General features: G+C 40.8%; 28 protein-coding genes. 21 read left to right on the top strand and 7 right to left on the bottom strand.

Going from position 1 to position 21,233, the window contains the following annotated elements; genetic code table 11:
• Positions 1 to 7 precede the first annotated feature (7 nt).
• The 4 genes from BUB92_RS00610 to BUB92_RS00595 form a co-directional block, all read right to left on the bottom strand.
• Positions 8 to 1,516, bottom strand: a complete 1,509-nt coding sequence (locus BUB92_RS00610; protein ID WP_073088890.1) for a methyl-accepting chemotaxis protein — start codon at positions 1,514 to 1,516, stop codon at positions 8 to 10.
• 219 nt (positions 1,517 to 1,735) lie between these two features.
• Positions 1,736 to 1,990 carry a spore coat protein gene (locus BUB92_RS00605; protein ID WP_073088937.1) on the bottom strand — a complete coding sequence of 85 codons (255 nt, stop codon included), beginning with the start codon at positions 1,988 to 1,990 and terminating at the stop codon, positions 1,736 to 1,738.
• A 22-nt stretch (positions 1,991 to 2,012) separates the two neighbouring features.
• Positions 2,013 to 2,195 (bottom strand): hypothetical protein, encoded by a 183-nt coding sequence (locus BUB92_RS00600; RefSeq protein WP_073088888.1) that lies wholly within the window; start codon positions 2,193 to 2,195, stop codon positions 2,013 to 2,015.
• A 97-nt stretch (positions 2,196 to 2,292) separates the two neighbouring features.
• On the bottom strand, positions 2,293 to 2,688 hold the full coding sequence (locus tag BUB92_RS00595) for a hypothetical protein (protein ID WP_073088887.1): 396 nt from the start codon (positions 2,686 to 2,688) through the stop codon (positions 2,293 to 2,295).
• Between the two features lie 149 nt (positions 2,689 to 2,837).
• Here BUB92_RS00595 and BUB92_RS00590 point away from each other — a divergent pair, with 149 nt between their 5' ends.
• From BUB92_RS00590 to BUB92_RS00545, 10 genes are all read left to right on the top strand, one after another.
• A complete protein-coding gene (locus BUB92_RS00590) occupies positions 2,838 to 3,746 on the top strand; it encodes an AEC family transporter (RefSeq protein ID WP_073088885.1) in 909 nt (302 codons plus the stop codon).
• Between the two features lie 78 nt (positions 3,747 to 3,824).
• Entirely contained in the window at positions 3,825 to 4,292 is a 468-nt protein-coding gene (locus BUB92_RS00585) for a COG2426 family protein (RefSeq protein WP_073088883.1), read from the top strand.
• 98 nt (positions 4,293 to 4,390) lie between these two features.
• Entirely contained in the window at positions 4,391 to 4,819 is a 429-nt protein-coding gene (locus tag BUB92_RS00580) for a Fur family transcriptional regulator (protein WP_073088882.1), read from the top strand.
• 6 nt (positions 4,820 to 4,825) lie between these two features.
• Positions 4,826 to 5,698 carry a metal ABC transporter solute-binding protein, Zn/Mn family gene (locus tag BUB92_RS00575; protein ID WP_073088880.1) on the top strand — a complete coding sequence of 291 codons (873 nt, stop codon included), beginning with the start codon at positions 4,826 to 4,828 and terminating at the stop codon, positions 5,696 to 5,698.
• Between the two features lie 12 nt (positions 5,699 to 5,710).
• Positions 5,711 to 6,484, top strand: coding sequence for a metal ABC transporter ATP-binding protein (locus BUB92_RS00570; RefSeq protein WP_073088878.1), 774 nt, complete (start codon positions 5,711 to 5,713; stop codon positions 6,482 to 6,484).
• Positions 6,481 to 7,332 carry a metal ABC transporter permease gene (locus BUB92_RS00565; RefSeq protein ID WP_073088876.1) on the top strand — a complete coding sequence of 284 codons (852 nt, stop codon included), beginning with the start codon at positions 6,481 to 6,483 and terminating at the stop codon, positions 7,330 to 7,332. Before BUB92_RS00570 ends, BUB92_RS00565 begins: the two co-directional genes overlap by 4 nt.
• Before the next feature lie 124 nt (positions 7,333 to 7,456).
• Positions 7,457 to 8,137, top strand: coding sequence for an L-serine ammonia-lyase, iron-sulfur-dependent subunit beta (sdaAB, locus tag BUB92_RS00560; RefSeq protein ID WP_278280481.1), 681 nt, complete (start codon positions 7,457 to 7,459; stop codon positions 8,135 to 8,137).
• 17 nt (positions 8,138 to 8,154) lie between these two features.
• Positions 8,155 to 9,042, top strand: a complete 888-nt coding sequence (gene sdaAA, locus BUB92_RS00555; protein WP_073088872.1) for an L-serine ammonia-lyase, iron-sulfur-dependent, subunit alpha — start codon at positions 8,155 to 8,157, stop codon at positions 9,040 to 9,042.
• Between the two features lie 117 nt (positions 9,043 to 9,159).
• Positions 9,160 to 10,125, top strand: a complete 966-nt coding sequence (locus BUB92_RS00550) for a L,D-transpeptidase family protein (RefSeq protein WP_073088870.1) — start codon at positions 9,160 to 9,162, stop codon at positions 10,123 to 10,125.
• A 74-nt stretch (positions 10,126 to 10,199) separates the two neighbouring features.
• Positions 10,200 to 10,442 (top strand): DUF5320 domain-containing protein, encoded by a 243-nt coding sequence (locus BUB92_RS00545; protein ID WP_073088869.1) that lies wholly within the window; start codon positions 10,200 to 10,202, stop codon positions 10,440 to 10,442.
• Positions 10,443 to 10,641: 199 nt separating this feature from the next.
• Here the strand turns inward: BUB92_RS00545 and BUB92_RS00540 are convergent, their stop codons facing one another.
• Together BUB92_RS00540 and BUB92_RS00535 are read right to left on the bottom strand one after the other, a co-directional pair.
• A complete protein-coding gene (locus BUB92_RS00540; protein WP_073088867.1) occupies positions 10,642 to 11,001 on the bottom strand; it encodes a nucleotidyltransferase domain-containing protein in 360 nt (119 codons plus the stop codon).
• Positions 10,955 to 11,347 carry a HEPN domain-containing protein gene (locus BUB92_RS00535; RefSeq protein WP_073088866.1) on the bottom strand — a complete coding sequence of 131 codons (393 nt, stop codon included), beginning with the start codon at positions 11,345 to 11,347 and terminating at the stop codon, positions 10,955 to 10,957. Before BUB92_RS00535 ends, BUB92_RS00540 begins: the two co-directional genes overlap by 47 nt.
• A gap of 322 nt (positions 11,348 to 11,669) precedes the next feature.
• Here BUB92_RS00535 and BUB92_RS00530 point away from each other — a divergent pair, with 322 nt between their 5' ends.
• The 8 genes from BUB92_RS00530 to BUB92_RS00495 all read left to right on the top strand — a co-directional run bounded on the left by BUB92_RS00530 (position 11,670) and on the right by BUB92_RS00495 (position 18,144).
• On the top strand, positions 11,670 to 13,166 hold the full coding sequence (locus BUB92_RS00530; protein ID WP_073088864.1) for a response regulator: 1,497 nt from the start codon (positions 11,670 to 11,672) through the stop codon (positions 13,164 to 13,166).
• A 135-nt stretch (positions 13,167 to 13,301) separates the two neighbouring features.
• Positions 13,302 to 13,772, top strand: a complete 471-nt coding sequence (locus BUB92_RS00525; protein ID WP_073088862.1) for a chemotaxis protein CheW — start codon at positions 13,302 to 13,304, stop codon at positions 13,770 to 13,772.
• 97 nt (positions 13,773 to 13,869) lie between these two features.
• Positions 13,870 to 14,280, top strand: coding sequence for a holo-ACP synthase (acpS, locus tag BUB92_RS00520; protein WP_084728234.1), 411 nt, complete (start codon positions 13,870 to 13,872; stop codon positions 14,278 to 14,280).
• Positions 14,234 to 15,796: an NAD(P)H-hydrate dehydratase gene (locus BUB92_RS00515; protein WP_242938961.1), complete on the top strand. Its 1,563-nt coding sequence runs from the start codon at positions 14,234 to 14,236 to the stop codon at positions 15,794 to 15,796. Before acpS ends, BUB92_RS00515 begins: the two co-directional genes overlap by 47 nt.
• 55 nt (positions 15,797 to 15,851) lie before the next feature.
• A complete protein-coding gene (locus tag BUB92_RS00510; RefSeq protein ID WP_073088856.1) occupies positions 15,852 to 16,307 on the top strand; it encodes a CBS domain-containing protein in 456 nt (151 codons plus the stop codon).
• On the top strand, positions 16,300 to 17,424 hold the full coding sequence (alr, locus tag BUB92_RS00505; protein WP_073088854.1) for an alanine racemase: 1,125 nt from the start codon (positions 16,300 to 16,302) through the stop codon (positions 17,422 to 17,424). Before BUB92_RS00510 ends, alr begins: the two co-directional genes overlap by 8 nt.
• A gap of 94 nt (positions 17,425 to 17,518) precedes the next feature.
• Positions 17,519 to 17,788 (top strand): CopG family ribbon-helix-helix protein, encoded by a 270-nt coding sequence (locus BUB92_RS00500; RefSeq protein WP_073088852.1) that lies wholly within the window; start codon positions 17,519 to 17,521, stop codon positions 17,786 to 17,788.
• Between the two features lie 5 nt (positions 17,789 to 17,793).
• Positions 17,794 to 18,144, top strand: a complete 351-nt coding sequence (locus BUB92_RS00495) for a type II toxin-antitoxin system PemK/MazF family toxin (RefSeq protein WP_073088850.1) — start codon at positions 17,794 to 17,796, stop codon at positions 18,142 to 18,144.
• A 120-nt stretch (positions 18,145 to 18,264) separates the two neighbouring features.
• Here the strand turns inward: BUB92_RS00495 and BUB92_RS00490 are convergent, their stop codons facing one another.
• Complete coding sequence (locus BUB92_RS00490) at positions 18,265 to 18,798, bottom strand: S-layer homology domain-containing protein (RefSeq protein WP_073088849.1); 534 nt, start codon at positions 18,796 to 18,798, stop codon at positions 18,265 to 18,267.
• Positions 18,799 to 19,098: 300 nt separating this feature from the next.
• Here BUB92_RS00490 and BUB92_RS00485 point away from each other — a divergent pair, with 300 nt between their 5' ends.
• From BUB92_RS00485 to BUB92_RS00475, 3 genes are all read left to right on the top strand, one after another.
• Entirely contained in the window at positions 19,099 to 19,794 is a 696-nt protein-coding gene (locus BUB92_RS00485) for a gamma-glutamyl-gamma-aminobutyrate hydrolase family protein (RefSeq protein ID WP_073088847.1), read from the top strand.
• Between the two features lie 97 nt (positions 19,795 to 19,891).
• Positions 19,892 to 21,037 carry an amidohydrolase gene (locus BUB92_RS00480; protein ID WP_073088845.1) on the top strand — a complete coding sequence of 382 codons (1,146 nt, stop codon included), beginning with the start codon at positions 19,892 to 19,894 and terminating at the stop codon, positions 21,035 to 21,037.
• Positions 21,030 to 21,221 (top strand): TMEM143 family protein, encoded by a 192-nt coding sequence (locus BUB92_RS00475; protein ID WP_073088843.1) that lies wholly within the window; start codon positions 21,030 to 21,032, stop codon positions 21,219 to 21,221. The genes BUB92_RS00480 and BUB92_RS00475 overlap by 8 nt, the downstream gene beginning before the upstream one ends.
• The last annotated feature ends 12 nt before the right edge of the window (positions 21,222 to 21,233 follow it).

Genomic DNA, 21,233 nt, shown 5'->3' with positions numbered 1-21,233 from the left:
TTCCATTTTAAAGGTTTTGTAGCTTGTCCGCGTCTTTTTTAAGCTTTTCTGCCATCTGGTTTATATTTTGGACGGCATTAAATATTTCTTCTACTACTTTAAGCTGTTCACTGGTTATAGCAGTAACTTCTTCTACTGCTGCTGCCAGCTGCTGGGCTCCGGTAGCTATGTTTTGTATATTCTGGTCTATTTCGTCACTGGAAGCAATGAGTTCTTCCACGGTAGCAGAAATATTATGTACTGAGCTGTCGATTATCGAAGAATGCTTATCTATCTGGTTAAAGAGATGGTGTCCTTCATTTACGGCTGCTATCTGTTCAGATAGAGCCCGGTTGGATTCCTCGATTTTAGCTGCCGTATGGGCAGTGTTGACCTGTACTTCCCGGATTATTTCCTGGATATTGCCGGCAGCGGCAGCTGATTCATCAGCCAGTTTGCGCACTTCTTCCGCCACCACCGCAAAGCCGCGCCCTGCCTCTCCGGCGCGGGCAGCTTCGATGGCGGCATTAAGGGCTAAAAGGCTGGTTTGGTCAGCAATATTAGATATAGTAAGCACAATTTTACCTATTTCTTCCGACTGTTTGTTTAGAGCCTGTACGGCCAGGGTGGCTTCTTTGCTTATTTCGGCTGTTCTAGATAAGGTTTGGGATTGATTTTCAATAGTTGCCCGTCCAGCGCTTACTATTTCCACGAAGTTGTGCGAAAGCTCGCTTATACGTTCGATTTCCCTTCCTATATCCTGCAGGGCTTTTACCATCTGGTTTATAGTCTGCGAAGTTTTTTCCATCTGCATAGCTTGAGCCGAACTAGTAGCAGCAATATCTTCGATGCCCTGGCTGATCTGGGTAAAAGATTCTTTACTGAATTCGGCTGCCTGGAATAAGGTGTGGGAACTTTCGGCCAGTTCCTGGGAGCTGGTATTTATATTTTCTGCTTCCTGTTTTAAAAGATTATTATAACTACATGCTTTTTCTTCCCGGTCACAGGCCAGCAAGAGGAGGTTTTGCGCGGCTCTAGCCCCGATAAATGCGGCTGCAGTTCCCAGAATAAAAGCTACATATCTTATGGCCAGCTGGTTGGCAGGTGGTGCAATATCGGGCATAGCTTTCATGAGAAACATATCTCCTGCTATTACAAGTAATCCGGCAAAAATAACCAACCTGACATCGAAATAAAGTAGAGCCAGCATAAGGACTAAATACATAAGATTAACCGTTTCCGTAACCGGAGATAGTACCCGGCAGGTCATGAGCAGATAAAATTGAATAATTATTGCTATCCATTTAAGCCAGTTTTTTTCCGGGTATTTTTTAATCAATGCCCAGACAAGCAGGGTAAAAAAGATATAGTTGGCCAGGTAAAAATAGATTACCTTTGGAGTTATCGTAGAGCTGGCTTTGCCCGCTAAAAAAACAGCTATAGTTCCTGCTGAAATCAGGATACCAGTCATGATGATAACTTGTAGTACCCGGTAATGATTGGCGATCATATTCTGTTTTAAAAGCTGGTTATCCATAGCCAAAGCCTCCTAATTTGAGATGAATTATTATGTCAGTATATTAATAATAATAGCACAAATTTAGGGGCAGGTATAAGTAATAATTATTAAATATTAAAAATAAAAAAAGAGGAAAACAATAACTGCTTATTTTACTTGTTTTAATTTTCATTTCACAAAATTTATTAAAGAAACAAAAAGCAGGATATTTAATCCTGCTTCAGATTGTTTAAAAAATTATGCATTCATGAAGTTAAACTGATTTTTAACTTGTTGTATTTCCTGGGGACTTGCTTCTCCGGCTGGTTTATAAAAACCTTTCTTTTCTGCCAGTTGATACAGTTGATACTGGAATTGCTCGTCCGCATTCCTTATTTGCTGAAGGGTTTGCCTTAATTGTTGATTGGAAGTTTGAGCGATATAGTTAGCATAACAGGTAAGGCTGCTGTTATACATGGCAAGAATGTCATTTACCATTTCTTTGTCTTTCATGTACTGCATTCATTTTCCTCCTTCAACTTAAGAATGACATAAGTTTTTGCCGGGTTTGGGCAGCTGAGCGGGCTGATTCCTGAAACATCTGTTTAACCTGAGAATCAGAACACTGGGAAGCATATTCATTCAGTTTTTTTTCCGCTATACTGTGGATGCCGATAAGATGTCGCAAATTTTGCAGTTCTTGCTGGTTGAGTTTCATTTTTTACCTCCTTTTTATTGTTGTTTATAATTGTATTAATATGATGCAGGAATTTATATGTGAATATACTTGTAATTTTTATCCATGCATACTTTAATCAACGATATTTTTTTCGGCTTATTCTTCTGGCATTTTTCTTGTTCCCTTCATATATAATATTAAGTTCTTTCTGCACCAAACGCTGGCCGTTTACCAGTTCGGCATCAGCATTTTTGCTCCATACGCTTACTAGGGCATATTTGGGTTTTTTTACCCTTATCTGCACCTCATATTCTACCAGGTTGGTTATATCAAAAACGGCAAAGTCAGAAGCGTTGGGGGGAACCGAAAAAGAAGCGCTGTCTATCTCGGATTTTTTCCCATTGAGCCTGAATATTTTTACTTCTACTTCTACTTTATATTTAGAGCTTATATTTAGTACCTTAATCCATACATTGGTAGCCGCATGGGCAAATGCATTTTCTACCGGGCCGGTAGAATAGATTCTAAGCAATAGCCCTCACCCTTTGCTTTTTTATAATCTTTTATGCTTATTTGACATTTTTGGTGCTTGTTAAATTCATTCCCTGGTCAAAAAATTTAAAAATAAATATAATTTTTATTATGCAAGGGATAAGCCGGTAGAGGAAAGGGGCAAGCACTATGTTGAACATTTTGTCTACGGTTTTGCCGGTATTTGTTGTTTTGCTGGCAGGTTGGATTTTAAAGGGCATAAGGCTGATAGATGAAGATTTTATAAATACTTCTAACAAGGTTATATTTTATTTTTTTCTGCCGGTCTTGCTTTTTTACAAAATTTCATCTTCCCATTGGGCTGATGTTTTCTATCTACCCAATATTATTCTTATGTACATAGCAGTTATAATAGTTATTTTATTAAGCTACTCTGTTGCCCGGTGGCAATCGTTAAAACCGGGGGAAAAATCAACTTTTGTGATGACAAGTTTTCGCGGTAATGTGGCCTATATAGGGCTTCCGGTCTGTTATTATGCCTGGGGAGATACGGCTTTGGCTCTGGCCAGTATTTATATGGCTTTTTATACCCCTCTGGTAAATATTTTAAGTGTTCTGGTGATGAAGGGGCAAAAGGCTGATTCTGCCCTTTTTGTGCGCGAGGTTTTTCTGAATCCTCTTATCCTGAGTGCTGTTTTAGGAATAATGTTTTCTTTTTTAAATATAAAGCTTCCCCTTTTTATTAAGAACAGTTTGGATATAATGAGCGGGGTAACTATGCCTCTTTCGCTTATTGCCATAGGTGCTACTATGGATTTTCGGCGTCTTTTGGGAAACCGGGCGGTGCTGTTCTTAAGCAGCATGATAAAGCTTTTAGTCATGCCTTTTCTGGTTTTTGGCTATTTTATGCTAAGCCGGGGAGGTTTAGTTTTAGCTGACAAGGTTTTAGTGATATTTTTAGCCTGTCCCACGGCGGTAGTTACTTATATAGTGGCAGCAGGCATGGAGGGAGATGAAGATTTAGCCAGCGGAGCTATAATAATAAGCACGGTTTTATCTTTTTTTGCCTTTATAATGTGGTTTAATATATTACAGTAAAAATTTTGCTTGATTTGTTTGTAAACAAAAAAATAAATTTTTCCGAATTTACGGCGATGTTATGATGGGGGAATTTATATGAATACTAAAATAATGATGAGTGTATTTTTTTCTTCTATGCTGCCGGTAATCGAACTTAGAGGGGCTATTCCTTTAGGAGTAGCTTTAGGGTTAAGTTACGGGGAGGCGGCTCTTTTAAGTATTGCAGGCAGTACCTTGATCTGCCCTCTGATTTTTTTTACCATAAGGCCGGTATTTAATTTTTTGTTGCAGCGGGATTTATTGACTCACCGCATAAACAACCTGATTGAGCGAACCTTGCGCAAAAGCGCTAAAGTTCAAAAATACGGTTTTTGGGGGCTTATTTTATTTGTAGGTATTCCTCTACCGGGAATGGGGGCCTGGAGCGGTACTTTGCTGGCCATATTGCTCGATGTGCGTTTTAAGTCTACTTTTTTGGCGGTTTTATTAGGAAATATTTTAGCTAGTTTTATAATAATATTCCTTACCCATTCATCACTCATGTTAATAACAGGGAAAAATTAGGGGGCTGGGTGCTCCCTTAATTTTTAGGGTTGCTCTATTTTCTAAGCGGGGATAATATAATCTAAATAGGAATTATTATCATTTAGAGGTGATGTATTTTGTCTGTTTTTTTGGAAAAAATAGCAAGCAGAGGCTATAAGATTACTCCTCCGCGCAGGCTTATTTTAAAAGTTATGGAAGAAAAAAAAGTGCCTTTAACGGCAGAAGATATAGCCAGGGAAATAAAAAAAGAAAGGCCGGAGATTTCTCTGGCTACCGTTTATCGCAATCTTAATTTGCTGGTAGAGATGGATCTGGTTAACAAATTTCATGGCGGAGGGGAAGCTGCTTTATACCAGCTTTCCTGGGAACATGAGCATTATATGATTTGTCTTATTTGCGGCAAGGTCATAAATCTGACTTTTTGTCCCCTAAAAGAAGAGATAAATGATGTGGCATTACAATATGATTTTATGATAAAAAGCCATTACTTTCAGATAAATGGTTACTGCGGAGCATGTAAGCAGAAAAGTGGTATTGGGGGTTAGGATATAATGAAAAGAACAAGACTTGGGCTTAGTATTTCTGTTCTTCTGATTCTGACTGTCTTAATTACGGGTTGTTTTAAAAAAGAAGAGAGTAAGGTAAGAGAAGAGGGAGTCCTAAAAGTTTGGGTAACCGTTTTGCCGCAGGCTGACCTGGTAAGAAAGATAGGAGGCGAACTGGTAGAGGTTAATGTGCTGGTACCGAAAGGGGCTAGTCCGGAAGACTATGAAATTCCACCGGGAAGGCTTAAAGAATTAAGCCAGGCTGATGTTTACTTTGTAGTTGGGCATCTGCCTCTGGAAAGAGTATGGATAGAAAGGATAAAAGGGATAAATAAAGATCTGCTGGTTGTTGATACCTCCCAGGGTATAGAGATAATTGATGACAACCCTCATATCTGGCTTTCACCCCGCCTGGTAGCTATACAGTCCCGCCATATTTATGAAGCTTTAAGCAGTATTGATGATGAAAATAAGGGTTATTATGAAGAAAATTATGCTGCCTTGCAGGATGAACTGGAAAAAATGGATGAGGATATAGCAGAGCTTTTTACCGGTATTAAAACCAGGATGTTTTTAACTTATCATCCGGCCTGGACCTATCTGGCCAGAGACTATGGGCTTACCGAGCTGGCTATTGAAGAGCACGGTAAGGAACCAGGACCTAAACATGTAGCCCATATTATTGATGTGGCGAAAAAGAATGGCATAAAGATAGTTTTTGCCAGCCCTCAACACAGTATAAAAAGTGCCCAGGTGATAGCAAAAGAACTGGGAGGAGAAGTTAAGATAATCGATCCCTTGCCTGAGGATTACCGTGAGCTTTATGAAACTGTTTCCCTCATAGCTGATGCTATGAGGAGAGCGGAAAAAAACAAATGATGAGGGATGAGGATGGAAAAAGAAACGACAGCCGTGGAAATAAAAAATTTATGGGTGAAAATAAATGGACGCAGTATTTTAGAAGATGTGAATCTTAAGATAAAGGAAAAGGATTTTTTAGGTATAATTGGACCCAATGGAGGCGGCAAGACTACCCTGCTTAAGGTAATAGCCGGACTTATAAAGCCTTATAGAGGCGAGATCAGAGTTATGGGAGAGGATAGAATCAGGCCGGGGTATATTGGCTATGTCCCTCAATATGCCTATTTTGACTATGAATTTCCTATTACGGTAGAAGAAGTAGTTTTATCCGGACGTTTAAAGCATAAAAAAGGACGGCGTTTTTCGGCTGCTGATTATAGAATTGCCCATGATAAGCTTAAACAGGTGGAAATGTATAGTTTTAGGAAAAGGCAGATCGGAGAACTTTCCGGAGGTGAAAGACAGCGGGTTTTAGTAGCCAGGGCTTTGGCCGTAGAACCGAAAATCCTTCTCCTGGATGAACCGACAGCTAGTGCGGATAAAGGTTTTGTTGCCGATTTTTATGAGCTTTTATGTGAATTGAACCGGGAGATGACTATTATTTTGGTTTCTCATGACATAACGGCCGTTTCCCGGTATGTAAAGACTTTAGCCTGTATGAACCGGACTTTATACTACAATGAGGACAAAATACTAACTTACGAACTTATGGAAAAAGTGTATCCTTGTCCGGTAGATTTGATTGCCCATGGCATACCCCACCGGGTACTTATGCCCCATGAGGGGGTGGTAGGTGAAAGATGATGGATTTTTTACAGTATGATTTTGCCCGTCAGGCGATGCTGGCGGGGGTTCTGGTAAGCATAGCCTGTGGGGTTGTGGGGACTTATGTGGTAGTCAAGCGTATAGTTTTTATAAGCGGAAGTATGGCTCATATTGCTTATGGAGGTATTGGTTTAGGGTATTTTTTGGGGATAAATCCGATTTGGGGTGCTTTTGCTTTTACTGCTTTATCTGCCTGGGGAATAGGGTTTATAAATTATAGAGCAGGGCAAAAAGAAGATACCATAATAGGTATAATGTGGGCAGCCAGTATGGCTCTGGGCATTATTCTGATACAGATGTCTGCAGGCTATACAGCTGACCTGATGAGTTATCTTTTTGGCAATATATTGACTGTACCCCGGGAGGATCTGATATTTACAGGGGTTTTGGATATAATAATACTGCTAGTTGTATATTGTTTTTTTGAAGAATTCAGAGCGGTAGCTTTTGATGAAGAATTTGCCCGTACAGTAGGTGTTAATACTGAGAAGATTTATCTTTTGCTTCTTTTTTTGATAGCCATGACCGTAGTGGTAATGATAAGGGCGGTAGGGGTAATTCTGGTGATAGCACTGCTTACCATTCCCCCTACTATTGCTGCCCAGTATACATCGAGTATTTCCCGTATGATGCTGATTTCCGTCCTGCTAGGAAGTATTTTTACCGTAGGGGGGCTCTGGCTTTCTTTTTATCTTGACCTGGCTTCAGGAGCTACCATGGTGCTTCTGGCTGTAGCTGGTTTCTTTATCTCCCTTGCCCTGCGGGGGATAAAAAACAGGAGGCTGATGGTAGTTGAAGAAAGAAATAATTTTTATGAAAATGGCTAATTATTTATTATTTATTGGGAAAATAAAGCTTGTGTTATAATCTTAAATAAGGAATATTTAATACGGCGGAGCCTGATGCTCTGCTTTTTTAAAAATGGGTGGGGGAGGAAATTTATATCAGGGAGTGATAGTTACGTCAGTCAGCATATTCGACATAATAGGGCCGGTCATGGTAGGTCCTTCGAGCTCGCATACGGCTGGAGCAGCCAAAATAGGTAGTGTAGCCCGCAGGGTGTGTAAGGGAAAGATTGTCGAGGTAGATTTTTATCTGCATGGTTCATTTGCCCAGACTTATAAAGGACATGGAACGGCTAAGGCTCTTTTAGGCGGTATTTTAGGTATGAGTCCTTGTGATGAGAGGATACGGGATTCTTATAAAATAGCAGCAGAGCAGGGAATAAGATTTTCTTTTCATCAGGTTGATTTAGGTGATGTCCACCCCAATACGGTAAAAATTGTGATGCGGGATGATAGAGGGGAGAAACATGAACTCATCGGTTCTTCCGTAGGTGGAGGCAAGATTTTGATAACTAACATAGATGGTATGGAAATGGAGTTTACGGCGGAATATCCTACTATCATAAACAAGCATTTAGACAAGCCGGGAACGGTAGCTAAAGTCTCCTCTATACTGGCCAGATATGATATAAATATTGCTTTTTTGAAGGTTTTTCGGCAATCCCGGGGAAGCCTGGCTTCCATGGTAATAGAAACCGATAATAAAGTTACTCCGGAGATTTTGGAAGAGATACAGGCTATTCCTACTATAAAACAGATTATGTTTATTGATGCTAATGGCATATAAATGGAGGGCTAAGAAATATGTGTCATTTCAATCATGCTTTAGAAATTTTAAATTTATGCCGGGAACATAATTTGAGTTTGCCGGAAGTTGTTTTGCGTTCCGAAGCTTGTGAAACAGGGAGAAGCAGAGAAGAGATATGGAGCCTTTTAGAAAACAACTTCAAGGTGATGGAAGAGTCGATAATGAAGGGTTTAGCCCCGGATATAAAATCGGTAGGGGGATTAATAGGAGGAAATGCGTATAAATTAAAAACATATGCGCAAAATGATACTTTAAGTGGCAGCAGAGTTCTCAAGGCAGCTAGTTATGCTCTGGCGGTAAGTGAAGTTAATGCGGCGATGGGGAAGATAGTGGCTGCACCTACAGCCGGATCCAGTGGAATTGTGCCGGGAGTTATTATTTCCATAAAGGAAGAAAAAGGGCTTGAGGTGGCCGATGCTATAAATGGTTTGCTGGTGGCGGCAGCAGTAGGTAAGATTATAGCTGTTAATGCCACCCTTTCGGGAGCTGAAGGCGGATGTCAGGCCGAAGTAGGTGCGGCGGCAGCTATGGCAGCGGCGGCGGCTGTTTTTATGAGTGGGGGAAGTGATGAAATGTGCTTTGAAGCGGCTTCCATGGCCTTAAAGGGGCTTTTAGGACTGGTATGTGATCCGGTAGCCGGGCTGGTGGAAGTGCCTTGTTCCAAAAGGAATGCACTGGCAGCTGCTATGGCTCTTACCGCTGCTGATATGGCCCTGGCTGGGATAAAAAGCTTTATTCCTTTTGATGAAGTAGTGGAAGCTATGTACCGGGTGGGAAGACAAATGTCGCCTGATTTAAGAGAAACGGCGCGTGGAGGATGTGCAGCAACTCCCACGGCTTTAGCTTTTGCCAGGCGTCTTTTGGAACAGGATAATAATTTATAAATTTAAATTTTCAATATAGAGTAAAGAACCTGGTTTATGCCAGGTTTTTCTATTATAAGGGTGGTTTAAAGAGGATAAAATATAGCGAAAACAGCTGCCAGAAATAAGGGGGATTTTATGGCTAAAAATATATTTATGGTTAGTTTGTTATGCTGGGTTTTGGCTGTCCTGCCGGCAAAGGCGGAAGCAGCTCATAACTTTTCCTATCCTGAACAGGAAAGGAATAGTATAATCATAAACCGCACTGATTTTCCCGTTCTTTATCTTAGCGAGCCGCGTATTAAAGGAGAAACAGTTTGGCTGCTTCAGGCTCGCTTAAAAGAACTAGGTTATGATATAGTGCCTGATGGCATATATGATGAAGAAACCGAGAGAATAGTAAGGCTTTTTCAGCTGGCCCACGGCATGGAAGATAATGGGGTAGTTAATCGTCAGTTGTGGTTGAAACTGACGGAGGAGGAAAGAGGAGAAGACTGCCTTACGGAAAGAAAGGAACAGCTTAAAGGGAGAGTGATTATTGTTATTGATACAGCAACGCGCAGATTGACTGTGTATGAGAATGGAAAAGAGGTGGTAAGCTATCCCGTAGCGGTAGGAAAAAGTTCTACTCCTTCCCCGCTTGGAGAATGGCGCATAGTGCATAAATCGTTAAACTGGGGAAATGGTTTTGGTACCAGGTGGATGGGACTGAATGTCCCCTGGGGTATTTATGGCATACATGGGACGGATAAACCGGGATCTATAGGAACTTATGCTTCCCATGGCTGCATAAGGATGTTTAATCGTGATGTGGAAAAACTTTATCCTATGATACCCTGGGGGACTACCGTGCGGATAGTGAGGAATGGGAAAATGTATCCGGAAAAGGTACTTCCCCAACCCTTGCAAAAAGGAAGCAGTGGTCAGCAGGTGGTTTATGTCCAGGCGAGATTAAAAGATCTGGGTTATGTATTTGATAGGGCAGATGGAAGATTTGGCAACATGACTGAACTAGCTGTAAAGTATTTTCAGATAACGCATGGACTTGAGCCTACAGGCAAAGTAGATGAAGATGTTTATCGGGCTTTAGGGTTAATTGATTAAACAATATTGACATATGTTCATATACTCCCTAAAATGAAAATAGACATATGTTCAAAAAGGGAGGTGCAGATCTTATGCCGGGATGGGATGAAACTGGTCCTTTAGGGTATAGCCCTGTGACGGGAAGGGGTCTTGGACCCTGTGGAAGAAAAATGAGACGCGGCTTTACCAGGAGAGGATGGGGACGCGCCTGGGGAGCCGGATGGGGCCGGGGGTTTATCTGGGGCCCTGGATTTGACCTTAAAGGATATAAGAAATATTTAGAAGAAGAATTAAAACTGGTGAATGAAGAACTTATGCGGGAAGAAAAAGAATAGATAATTCCCCCTTTAATAATTATTAATAATTATTAAAGATGAGGTTTTACGGGCCATCTTTTTTGTTGGGAAATATAAGAGACGGGAAAGGGCGACAGGGAATATAACCTAAAAGAGGAAATATTTTGAGACCATGACATGTTTTGACAAAATTAGATCTATCTCTTATTTTTTTGCTTGCGTAAAAATGAGATTTTCCTTAAGGATAAATCCATATGACTTCCTTGGCCATGATTTTATAGAATCTGGGAGAAAAATTTTTCATTTTTTCATACTCTTCTTCTGTATAGATTAGAAGATCTACAGGGACAGGTATATGATTTGTGTTCCATGCAGCTGAGCGTTTAGACCAAGGGGTTGCTGATTTTTTTAATATAATTATTACATCAAGGTCACTTCCGACTCCCCAATCGCCACGGGCATAAGAACCAAAATATCCTATTTTGACAATATTTTTGTTTTCCTTAACTATTTTTTCTACCCATAGGAGAAGTGAAGAAATTACTGCTTCTTTATGTGGCCATTTGAGAACGGACGAATGCAATGATCTCACCAGCATACTTTATAGCCTCCCCGCTTTGTAATGAGCCGTAATGTTCAAAAGGTGCTCCCTCCGGATGACTGTCTGGATGTCTGGAGGGTATATAGAAATTATCTAATACTTTTGCTTTTTCGATAAGTTCATCACTTACCTCAATGTCTTCAGGTAAATCTTTTAGAAGTCGTGCTATAACATGTCCCCATGCTTCCTGTCCCCGGTAAAGATGCAGTGCTTTTACTGCTTTTTCTCCTGCCTGATGAGCCGCAAAACATGCCCATTCATGGTCCCCATTTTTTCTTGACCCTTCAGCATGGTTTAAGTTTTTTAGTGCCTGTTTTAGCCAATCCAGAGCTCTATTGGGCACGAATTTTCCTCCTTTTGTAGTATTTCAATAAAATGGTATCAATTATAGAAAGGTTTGTAAAGGCGATGATGCTACTTACATTTATGTTGTTTCCTTGTTTGTAGCCAGTTAAATCTCAGTTTTTTTATAGGCTTTATTTTTTAACTATTTCGATTATTAAGGAGAATTTCAAATTAGGGAATGAATAAAATAAAAATATTGTTTGTGTATCATTTCGACAGTAAAAAGATGGTTATTGCAGTTATAATTTACTTATATAAATTTAGATTCTTTGGTTAATAAAACTTGTCCTTTATTTTGCCAGGCAGGGGGCGGTGAGGTTTTGGATACAAATCTTGTATACTGCAGGACGGCAGATGTTTTAAAAGATAAAAAAGATTTGGATATAAAACTGATCGAAGCTTTAGAAGCTTTTTTTCTGGTAACTGATGAGGATTATAATATAGTAATGGATAGTAAGGGAGTAAGGGATTTATGGCATTTAGAAGAATTAAAAAAAGAGATATATGCTTTTAAGGCAGAAAATAAGGAAAAAATAATTAATCTAAAGATAGATGGAAAACAGATAAAGAATTTTAAACTGCACAGGGAAGAATTTATAGATGAGAAAGGTGAAAGGTACCTGGTTTTCTGGGGAGCTGATATTACCGATATTATCCGGGAAAAGGATAAAGCAGAACAGGTAGGCTATATTAAAAGTGAGTTTGTGGCCAGCATAAGCCACGAAGTAAGGAATGCACTGGTAGGGATTTTAGGATTTTGTGAGATAATGCAAAACGAGGAGGATAAATTAAAGCTGAGGGAAGGGATAGAGATCATACATTGCTGTGCCCGGCAGCTTTTAGGGCTGGTTAATGATGTGCTTGACTTGTCCAAAATTGAAACGAGACAGATAGAGATACGAAAGGAAAAATTTAACCTTTTCCGCTTAATAAAGCAAACGCTTTTTTCCCTGCAGCCTAAGATAGAAAAAAAAGGACTGGCTTTAGGTTTAGTTATTGATGAAAAAATACCGGAAGATGTCCTGGGGGATGAAGTGCGCTTAAGACAGGTACTTAACAATCTTCTACTTAATGCCGTACAGTATACGGATGAAGGATATGTTAAACTGGAGGTTAATCTGCTAAGCGAAGGAGAAGTTCAGTTTGCGGTTTATGATACGGGGATAGGTATTAAAGAAGAAGATATAGGACGAGTTTTTAGACCTTTTGTGCGCCTGCGAGATGGGGAAAGGAGAAGTGGGGGAAGCGGATTAGGACTGGCTATTACCAGAGAACTGGTAAGCCTTATGGGGGGACGTATATGGTATAAGCCTAATGGAGAAAAAGGGTCTATTTTTGGTTTTTCTTTGCCTTTACAAGAGGCCCAGATGGAGGAGAATATGATGGAAAAGGGATGGTTTGATGGCTTTGGTTATGCTTTGACTTCCTGCAAACAGATTTTGCTGGTAGAGGATATAGGGGTAAATCGTAAGCTCATAGGGTATATGCTCAAAAATTTAGGCTATGAAGTCATAGATGTTGAAAATGGTCAAAGATGCCTGGAAGTTTTAAAAGAAAAAAGGCCTGATGTTATCCTGCTTGATATGCAGATGCCGGTTCTGGATGGCTATCAGACGGTTAAGATTATAAGGGAGACGGAAGGGATAAAGGATATACCGGTTATTGCTTTAACTGCTTATGCCATGGAGGGAGATGGAGAAAAATGTCTTAAGGCAGGCTGTGATTATTATTTGAGCAAACCTTTTACTCAGGAGCAGTTAAAAAGAGCTTTGGATATATGTTTATATAATAAGGGGCCAGGTTTTAATGTCGGTTAGTGTGATATATTGGCAAATATTTTTTGTTATTAGAAAGGATTTTATGCCTAAAGTGTGAAATATAATGTATATTATTAAGTAAGGGGTAATTTTTAAAGCAAGCCGGTTTAAAGGCGGGAGAAGGAGGGTTAAAAGATGGCTGATGAGATACAGCTGGTAGTGTTTACTCTAAAACAGGGCGATGTAGTTTGTGAATACGGGGTACCGATAACGCAGGTGCAGGAAATAATACCCATGACTACTCCGACTAAACTACCTCAGACCCCTGATTTTGTGGAAGGTATTATAAATCTCCGAGGAAAGATTATACCCATTATCGATTTGAAAAAGAGGTTTGCTATGGGAACATCGGAAATTACAAGTGAGACCCGAAGCGTGGTAGTAGAAGTAGAAGGGCAGACGGTAGGGATAATTGTAGATGAAGTGAGTGAAGTGCTGCGCCTGCCGGTAAGCAGCATTGAACCTCCTCCGGCAGTTATAGGTGGTATCACCGCTGAATATCTTAAAGGGGTAGGTAAACTAGGGGATAGGCTTCTTATTCTGCTGGATATGGATAAGATATTGACCGAACATGAAAAGAAGGAACTGGCTGAGGTAAAGGAATAAGGTCGAGTTTTAATATAAGAGAGCCCTGGAGGGATGAAGTTTCCAGGGCTATTATTTTTGGGTTATAATGCATATATAATAATGGGCAGGTGGTATGATGTTTATAGGGATAGATATTGTAGATATAGAACGCATAAAAGAGGTGGTCCAGAGAACCCCGCGCTTTTTAAAGCGGGTTTTTACTCCGGAAGAGATTGCCTACTGTTTTAGCAAAAAAGACCCTTATCCCTCACTGGCCGCTAGGTGGGCGGCTAAGGAAGCATTGCGCAAAGTACATCCATATTTTGCAAGCGGAATAAGGTTTCAGGAAGTAGAAGTTAGAAATGAAAAAAGCGGAAGGCCAAGGATCGTATTGCACGGACAGGCCTTGCTCTGGCAGGAGAAGGCGGGGATAGAGAGGATGATTTTAAGTTTGTCCCATTCTAAGAGCCAGGCGGTGGCTGCGATTATAGCTTTAGGAGGTGGACATTTTGAAAATATTGCGGGCAGAGGAAATGAGGCTTATTGATGGGATGGCGATCAATGAATATGGAATACCTGGTATTGTCCTTATGGAAAATGCTGGAATACGCACGGTTGAAGTTATAAATGAGATACTGGGGGAAATAAGAAATAAAAAGGTGGTAGTAGTAGCGGGCAGAGGTAATAACGGGGGAGATGGCCTGGTAATAGCCAGGCAGCTTATGAACGGAGGAGCTAGAGTAACCGTTTTTGTTATGGGTAAAAAAGAGGAGCTTACTCCGGATACGAGGATAAATTATGAAATCATGCAGAAAATAAAAGGGGATATTTATCCTCTGTATGAACCTGAACATATGGAAAAATTTGCTGAGGAAGTCCAGAAGGCGGAAATAATAGTTGACAGCATATATGGGATAGGATTTAAAGGAAGTTTACAGGAATTTGAAGCCGGAGTAGTAAATATAATTAACAGCAGAGGGGTGCCGGTGATAGCTGTAGATATACCTTCAGGAGTAGAGGCGGATACGGGCAAAGTACATAGTACAGCGGTAAGAGCTTCCCATACCGTTACTTTTGCTGCTCCCAAGTGGGGACATATTTTAGAGCCAGGTGCTGATTTCACCGGAAATCTTACGGTGGCAGATATATCTATTCCCCGTTTTTTACTGGAACAGAGCAGTTTAAAAAGTAATCTAATCCGCGAGGAAACGATAAAACCTTATTGGGGGAAAAGAAAGCGTGAATCACATAAAGGTACTTATGGTCATGTACTGGTGCTAGGCGGTTCCCTGGGTATGACGGGGGCAGTAAGTATGGCTGCTTATGCTGCCTTGCGGGCAGGAGCTGGACTGGTTACTGCTGCGGTTCCGGAATCGCTGCTTCCTATAGTGGCAGGTTTTCGCCCTGAAATTATGACTGTTCCTCTGGCGGAGACGGGAAAGGCAGCTATTGCCGTAGAAGCCCTGCCGGCGATAGAAAATCTTTTAGGAGCCGTATCGGTTTGTGCTGTGGGCTGTGGTATGTCGCGTTATTTAGAGGCTAAGGCGATAATGAATTTTATTCTGGAAAAAGCAGGAGTTCCGCTGGTGATAGATGCAGATGGGATCAATGCTCTGGCTGAAGATATAAGTATTTTAAAAAACAGGCAGGTACCGGTAGTTTTGACTCCTCATCCGGGGGAAATGGCAAGGCTTTTGCAAAAGAGCATAAAAGAAGTGCAGGCCGACCGGGTAGAAATAGCGCGCAGCTTTGCCGTAGATTGGAATGTAACTCTGGTTTTGAAGGGAAACAAGACGGTAGTTGCTATGCCTAGTGGTGATGTGTATGTAAATTTAACCGGAAATCCAGGTATGGCTACTGCTGGTAGTGGTGATGTATTATGCGGGATTATAAGCGGTTTTATTGCCCAGGGCCTTAATCCGCAAATGGCGGCAGTAGCTGGTGTATATGTCCATGGCCGGGCAGGAGATTTAGCCTCTATGGCCAAGGGAGAAAGAGGACTTATAGCTCTTGATCTGGTAGAATGGCTGCCGGAAGTTTTAAGGCAGATGGAAGCTTGCTAGACAGAGGGCAGTCTCATGTCTAATAAAAAAAATTATTTGCAAGAGGAGGAGAAAAATGTTAGCCAGGGATATAATGACGCGGGAAGTTATTACCGTTAAGCCTGATACTACGATAGAAGAAGCGGCTAAGATTATGGTGGATAATAAGATAAGCGGGATCCCGGTGGTAGATGACGAAGGAAGAATACTGGGCATAGTTACGGAAAAGGATTTGATGGTTAAGGCGTCTGAGTTCAAGGTGCCTTTTTATATTACTTTATTTGACAGTATTATTTTTTTAGAAAACCCCATAAAATTTAATAACCATATTCGCAAATACTTTGCTTCCCAGGTAAAAGAGGTGATGACTGCCCGGGTAATTACGGTAGATGAAAATACCCCGGTGCCGGAAGTGGCCCGGATTATGCAGAATGAGAAAGTAAACCGGGTACCGGTAGTTAAGGATGGAGTAATAACCGGAATTATTACCCGGAATGATATCTTAAAATTTCTGGTAAGAAAAGATGGATAATAAAAGGCCTACCTGGGCAGAAATAGATTTAGGGGCGGTAAGACATAATTTGCGCTGTATCAGGGAAGCAGCAGGTAAGGCACAGATAATGGCGGTAGTAAAGGCCAATGCGTATGGACATGGAATGCTGGAGATATGCAAGGTTTGTTTGCAGGAAAAGGTAGAATATTTTGGGGTTGCCAGCCTGGATGAAGCTTTGACCATGCGTAGTAGCGGGATAAAAAATCCGGTACTGGTTCTGGGGTATATTCCCCCTTGTTATGCGGAGGTGGTGGTAAAAAATAATATAAGCAGTACAGTTTTTAATCTGGAAGCGGCTAGGGCTTTATCGGCTGCTGCCGTCAGGCTAGGAAGCAAAGCCAGGATACATCTAAAGATCGATACCGGAATGGGGAGATTAGGCTTCTTCCCTGATGAAGATGGCCTGGCGCTTGTAAAGGAGATAGCCTGTTTGCCGGGTGTGGAATTGGAAGGGGTATTTACCCATTTGGCTACGGCTGATACTGAAGATAAAGCTTTTGCTTATGAGCAGCTAGATAAGTTTAACCGATTTATAAAGAAAATAGAAGAAGAGGGCATAAAAATTCCTTGGCAACATTGTTCCAACAGTGCTGCCCTTATTGATATACCGGAAGCCAGGTTTAATATGGTGCGGGCGGGAATCACTTTATATGGCCTTTATCCTTCCCGGGAAGTAAAGCGGGATAGGCTGAAAATTATTCCCGCTATGCGCCTTAAGAGCAGGATAGTTTTTCTTAAAGTGCTGCCGCCTGGATATACAGTAAGCTATGGTCGAACTTATAGGTGCACTTCTCCTACCAAGGTGGCTACTGTACCTATAGGCTATGCCGATGGTTACAGCCGGCTTTTGTCCAACAAAGCCTGGGCGGTAGTAAGAGGGGTTAAAGTGCCTTTGATAGGTACGGTGTGTATGGATCAGTGTATGTTTGATGTGACCGGAGTAGAAGGGGTAAAAGAAGGAGATGAAGTTATTCTTTTTGGGCGTGAAGAAGATGGAGTAACGGCAGATGACCTGGCAGCTATTATAGGAACCATAAATTATGAGATAGTATCCTGTATAGGCCCCCGGGTTCCCCGGGTTTATATTGCAGGGTAGGCAAAAAGAAATTATTGGATTTGCGAGCACCTTTCTGTTTTATATATAATGTTTATATCGGTTTATATGTTTTGCTATTGTGGAGGTGCTCATCTTGCCAGCCTCAAAGAGGATAATAATTACTGTTCCCGAAAACCTCCTTTCCGAGGTTGATGATATAATGCTTGCTGATTCTAAAACCCGCAGTGAGATAATAAGGGATGCTATCCAGTTTTATCTTGGGGAGCGTAAAAAGGTTTTAATGCGGGAAAAGATGCGAAAAGGCTATATGGAAATGGCGGAGATAAATCTGCGTTTGGCCTATGAAAATGTGGGAGTGGAAGATGAGGTTATGAAAAAAAGGGTAGAAAAATCAGTGGAGTGATATGCTTGATGATAAAACGAGGTGAGATTTATTTTGCTCAGCTAAACCCGGTTATAGGATCAGAACAGGGCGGGATAAGGCCGGTTTTGGTTGTGCAAAATGATATTGGCAACCAGTATAGTCCGACTACGATTATACTGGCCATAACCTCACAAATAAATAAGGCTAAACTACCTACCCATGTAGAATTAAAGGCGGAAACCTATGGTCTGGAAAAAGATTCTGTTATACTGGCAGAACAGATAAGAACTATCGATAAAACCAGGCTGAAACAGCGTATAGCGGTATTGAATGAAGAGACCATGAAGAAAGTAGACGAGGCTTTGCTTATAAGCCTGGGTTTAACTGAAGTGTAAAATTACATAAGGGAAAAAATACCCCGGTGTAGAAATACCGGGGTATTTTTGGGGAAAAGGTACTATGGGTGAGGTTTTATTTATATTAGTGAAGGGAGGGAACAAATTGAAAATTTAGCCTTAAAGCATTTGGGAAAAAATAACACAAGCTTCGCTTCTTTTGAGTTTCTGGTCAGGATAAAATCTATTATCAGGATAACCATGCATTATATTCATATCTATGCATTTTTGCACTCCTTTTCTAGCCCAGGCAGAGATAAGATGTGTATCGGCAAAATTTAAATTTTTGTTACTGCCAGAAGTGGAATATTTACCAGTGATTTCATTCATACGGGCAATTATAACCGCTGCCTGTTCACGGGTTATAGGTGAGTCGGGTGCAAATTTATTGTTATCATATCCGGCAATCAAGCCAATACTGTATGCTTTTTTAATATGGTCTTGTGCCCAGTGGCCTTCTGTGTCCTGAAAAATTGGATCTTTATTGTTCCAGCTTTCCTGGTTAGAACCGTGGGCGATCAGCAGTACACCGATTTTTTTATCTGGTTCGTTACCATAGGCTGGAAATGACGAGGTGCTGATTAGTAAGGCTAAAATAAGAATAAATGTTAACAGTAATTTAGTTTTGCTAGAAGAAAAAGGTAGAAGTCTCAATTTTTTAACCCCCTTTATTGATATTGATAATGATTATCAATATCAATAATAAAAGATAAAAAGATTGCAGTCAAGATTTATTTCTATATTTCTTGCAGGTGTAATATTGATAAATAGATTTTATAGCTGTTATGGAGAAATTAAAGGGTCAAGCAAAATGGTTCCGATAAAAAGGGGGCCTGAAGGAGGGGTTGCTTAATGGAAAAACAAATCTGCATTTGCTAATCATTATTATATATACATTAACGGCTATACCAAGAGAATAGATATAGATGAATTCATATATAGGGAGGAGATTTTTTGCGTCCTATTATTGGCATAACGGGAAACTTTCTGGAAGATGAAAATTTAATAGGCGTCAGGAAGTATTACCTTGATGCGGTATTCAATGCCGGAGGGCTGGGGATTATTCTGCCTCCGGTGGCGGATGAAGTGGTGGTAAATAATTATATCAATATATGCCATGGTTTTATTTTCAGCGGGGGAGGAGACCTCAACCCTTTTTACTGGGGAGAAGAAGCCTTACCTGCGGTAAGGAGAATAAATCCTTTGCGGGACAGGTTTGAGATGATGCTGGCCGTAAGGCTTTTGGGCGGAAATAAACCGGTTTTGGGTATCTGCCGGGGATGTCAGGTTTTAAATGTAGCTGCCGGGGGAAGCCTTATACAGGATATTTCTACTTCGCTTTCTCATGAGCAGAATGCTCCTTGCTATTATCCTTTCCATGATATATTTATAGAAAAAGGGAGTATTTTACACCGGATACTGGGAGCAGAAAAGATAAGGGTAAACAGCTTCCATCATCAAGCCGTAGATAAACCGGGGGCCAATATAAAGATAACGGCCCGGGCGGCGGATGGAATAGCTGAAGCCCTGGAAAGCCAAGATCATCCTTTTGTTATCGGGGTTCAGTGGCATCCGGAGTGCATGGAAGATAAATACTCTTTTTACTTATTTAGGTCTTTGGTAAGTTCTTGTCTTAAGTATAGTTGTTAGTATTATAATAGATTAAATCCACCCGTAGGAGATATTGAACATCCAGAAATATGATTTCATAAGATGATAAGGGAGAGGAAAGGGGAAAAACATATTTATGCTGGCTATAAAAAATGGCAGAATACTCACCATGGATAGGGCAGGGTTAATAGAAAAGGGAACTATTATTATCGAAGACGGTTTTATCAGGGAAGTCGGCACGGATGTAGAAATTAAAAAGGAATGCCAGGTTATTGATGCTGCGGGATGTTATGTAACACCAGGATTTATTGACTCTCATACCCATATAGGGCTGGAAGAAGAAATATATCGGGTAGAAGGGGATGATGTAAACGAAATAGATAATCCGATAAGTCCCGAGCTGCAGGCGGTAGACGGTATAAATTTTGCCGATTTGGCATTTACTGATGCTTTAAGAGGCGGAGTGACCAGATCGGTAAGTATGCCGGGAAGTGCCAATATTATAGGCGGGCAGGCCGTTTTTTTAAAACATCTGGCGGAGAATATGACCGGGATGATTTATAAGAATCCGCTTGCCTTAAAGGCGGCTTTAGGTGAAAATCCCAAAAGGGTATATGCAGCAGAAAAAAAGTCGCCTAAAACCAGAATGGCTAATGCAAGTTTACTCAGGCAGGCTTTTTATAATGCTTTAAAGAAAATGGAGAAAAAAGATTTATCCCCGGAAGAAGAGTTCAAGCTTTTACCCCTTTTTAAAGTTTTGCGCCGGGAAATACCGCTTTTTTTACATGCCCACCGGGCTGATGATATTTTAACTGCTCTGCGCATAAAAGATGAGTTTGGCTTTGATCTGGTTATCCAGCACGGGACAGAAGCTTTTATGGTAGCTGATGAACTGGTGAAAAGGGATGTGCCCGTGTTTTTGGGTCCGCTTCTGGTTAACCGTGCCAAAGTAGAGATGAAGGAGGTTTCGTTTAGGAATGCTTACCTCCTTGCTAAGGCGGGGGTAAATTTTGCTTTTATAACTGATCATCCGGTAATACCGGTTGAACATTTACGCGTTTGTGCTGCTTTAGCGGTAAGAGAAGGTTTAGAGGAAGAAAAGGCCTTAAAGGCTCTAACCTGGCAGCCGGCTAGAATATTAAAATGTGATGATGAACTGGGCTCTATTGCTCCGGGCAAAAGAGCCGATATAGTTATTTTTGATGGACATCCGCTGGACTTTAGGACCCGAGTAAGATATGTTCTGGTTGATGGCCTTTTATGGGGGGATAAACTTGAATAAGGGAGATATTTTTACCGTATATATTGATGGCAATGTCCTTACCGTTTGTGTCTTAGGGTTTTACCGGGAAGAATATAGCGGTGAGGAGATGGTTATTCTGGCTGTAGTAAATCAGGACAATTTGGTCCATATTCCAGCGGCTGATTTAGAAGCGATTTTCCCCCATAAGAAATATCTGAATTAAATAGAATTTTTT

It is taken from the genome of Thermosyntropha lipolytica DSM 11003 (assembly GCF_900129805.1).
Classification (GTDB): domain Bacteria; phylum Bacillota; class Syntrophomonadia; order Syntrophomonadales; family Syntrophomonadaceae; genus Thermosyntropha; species Thermosyntropha lipolytica.
The sequence above is the reverse complement of the archived record's forward strand: the minus strand, read 5'-3'. Positions and strand labels throughout refer to the sequence as shown.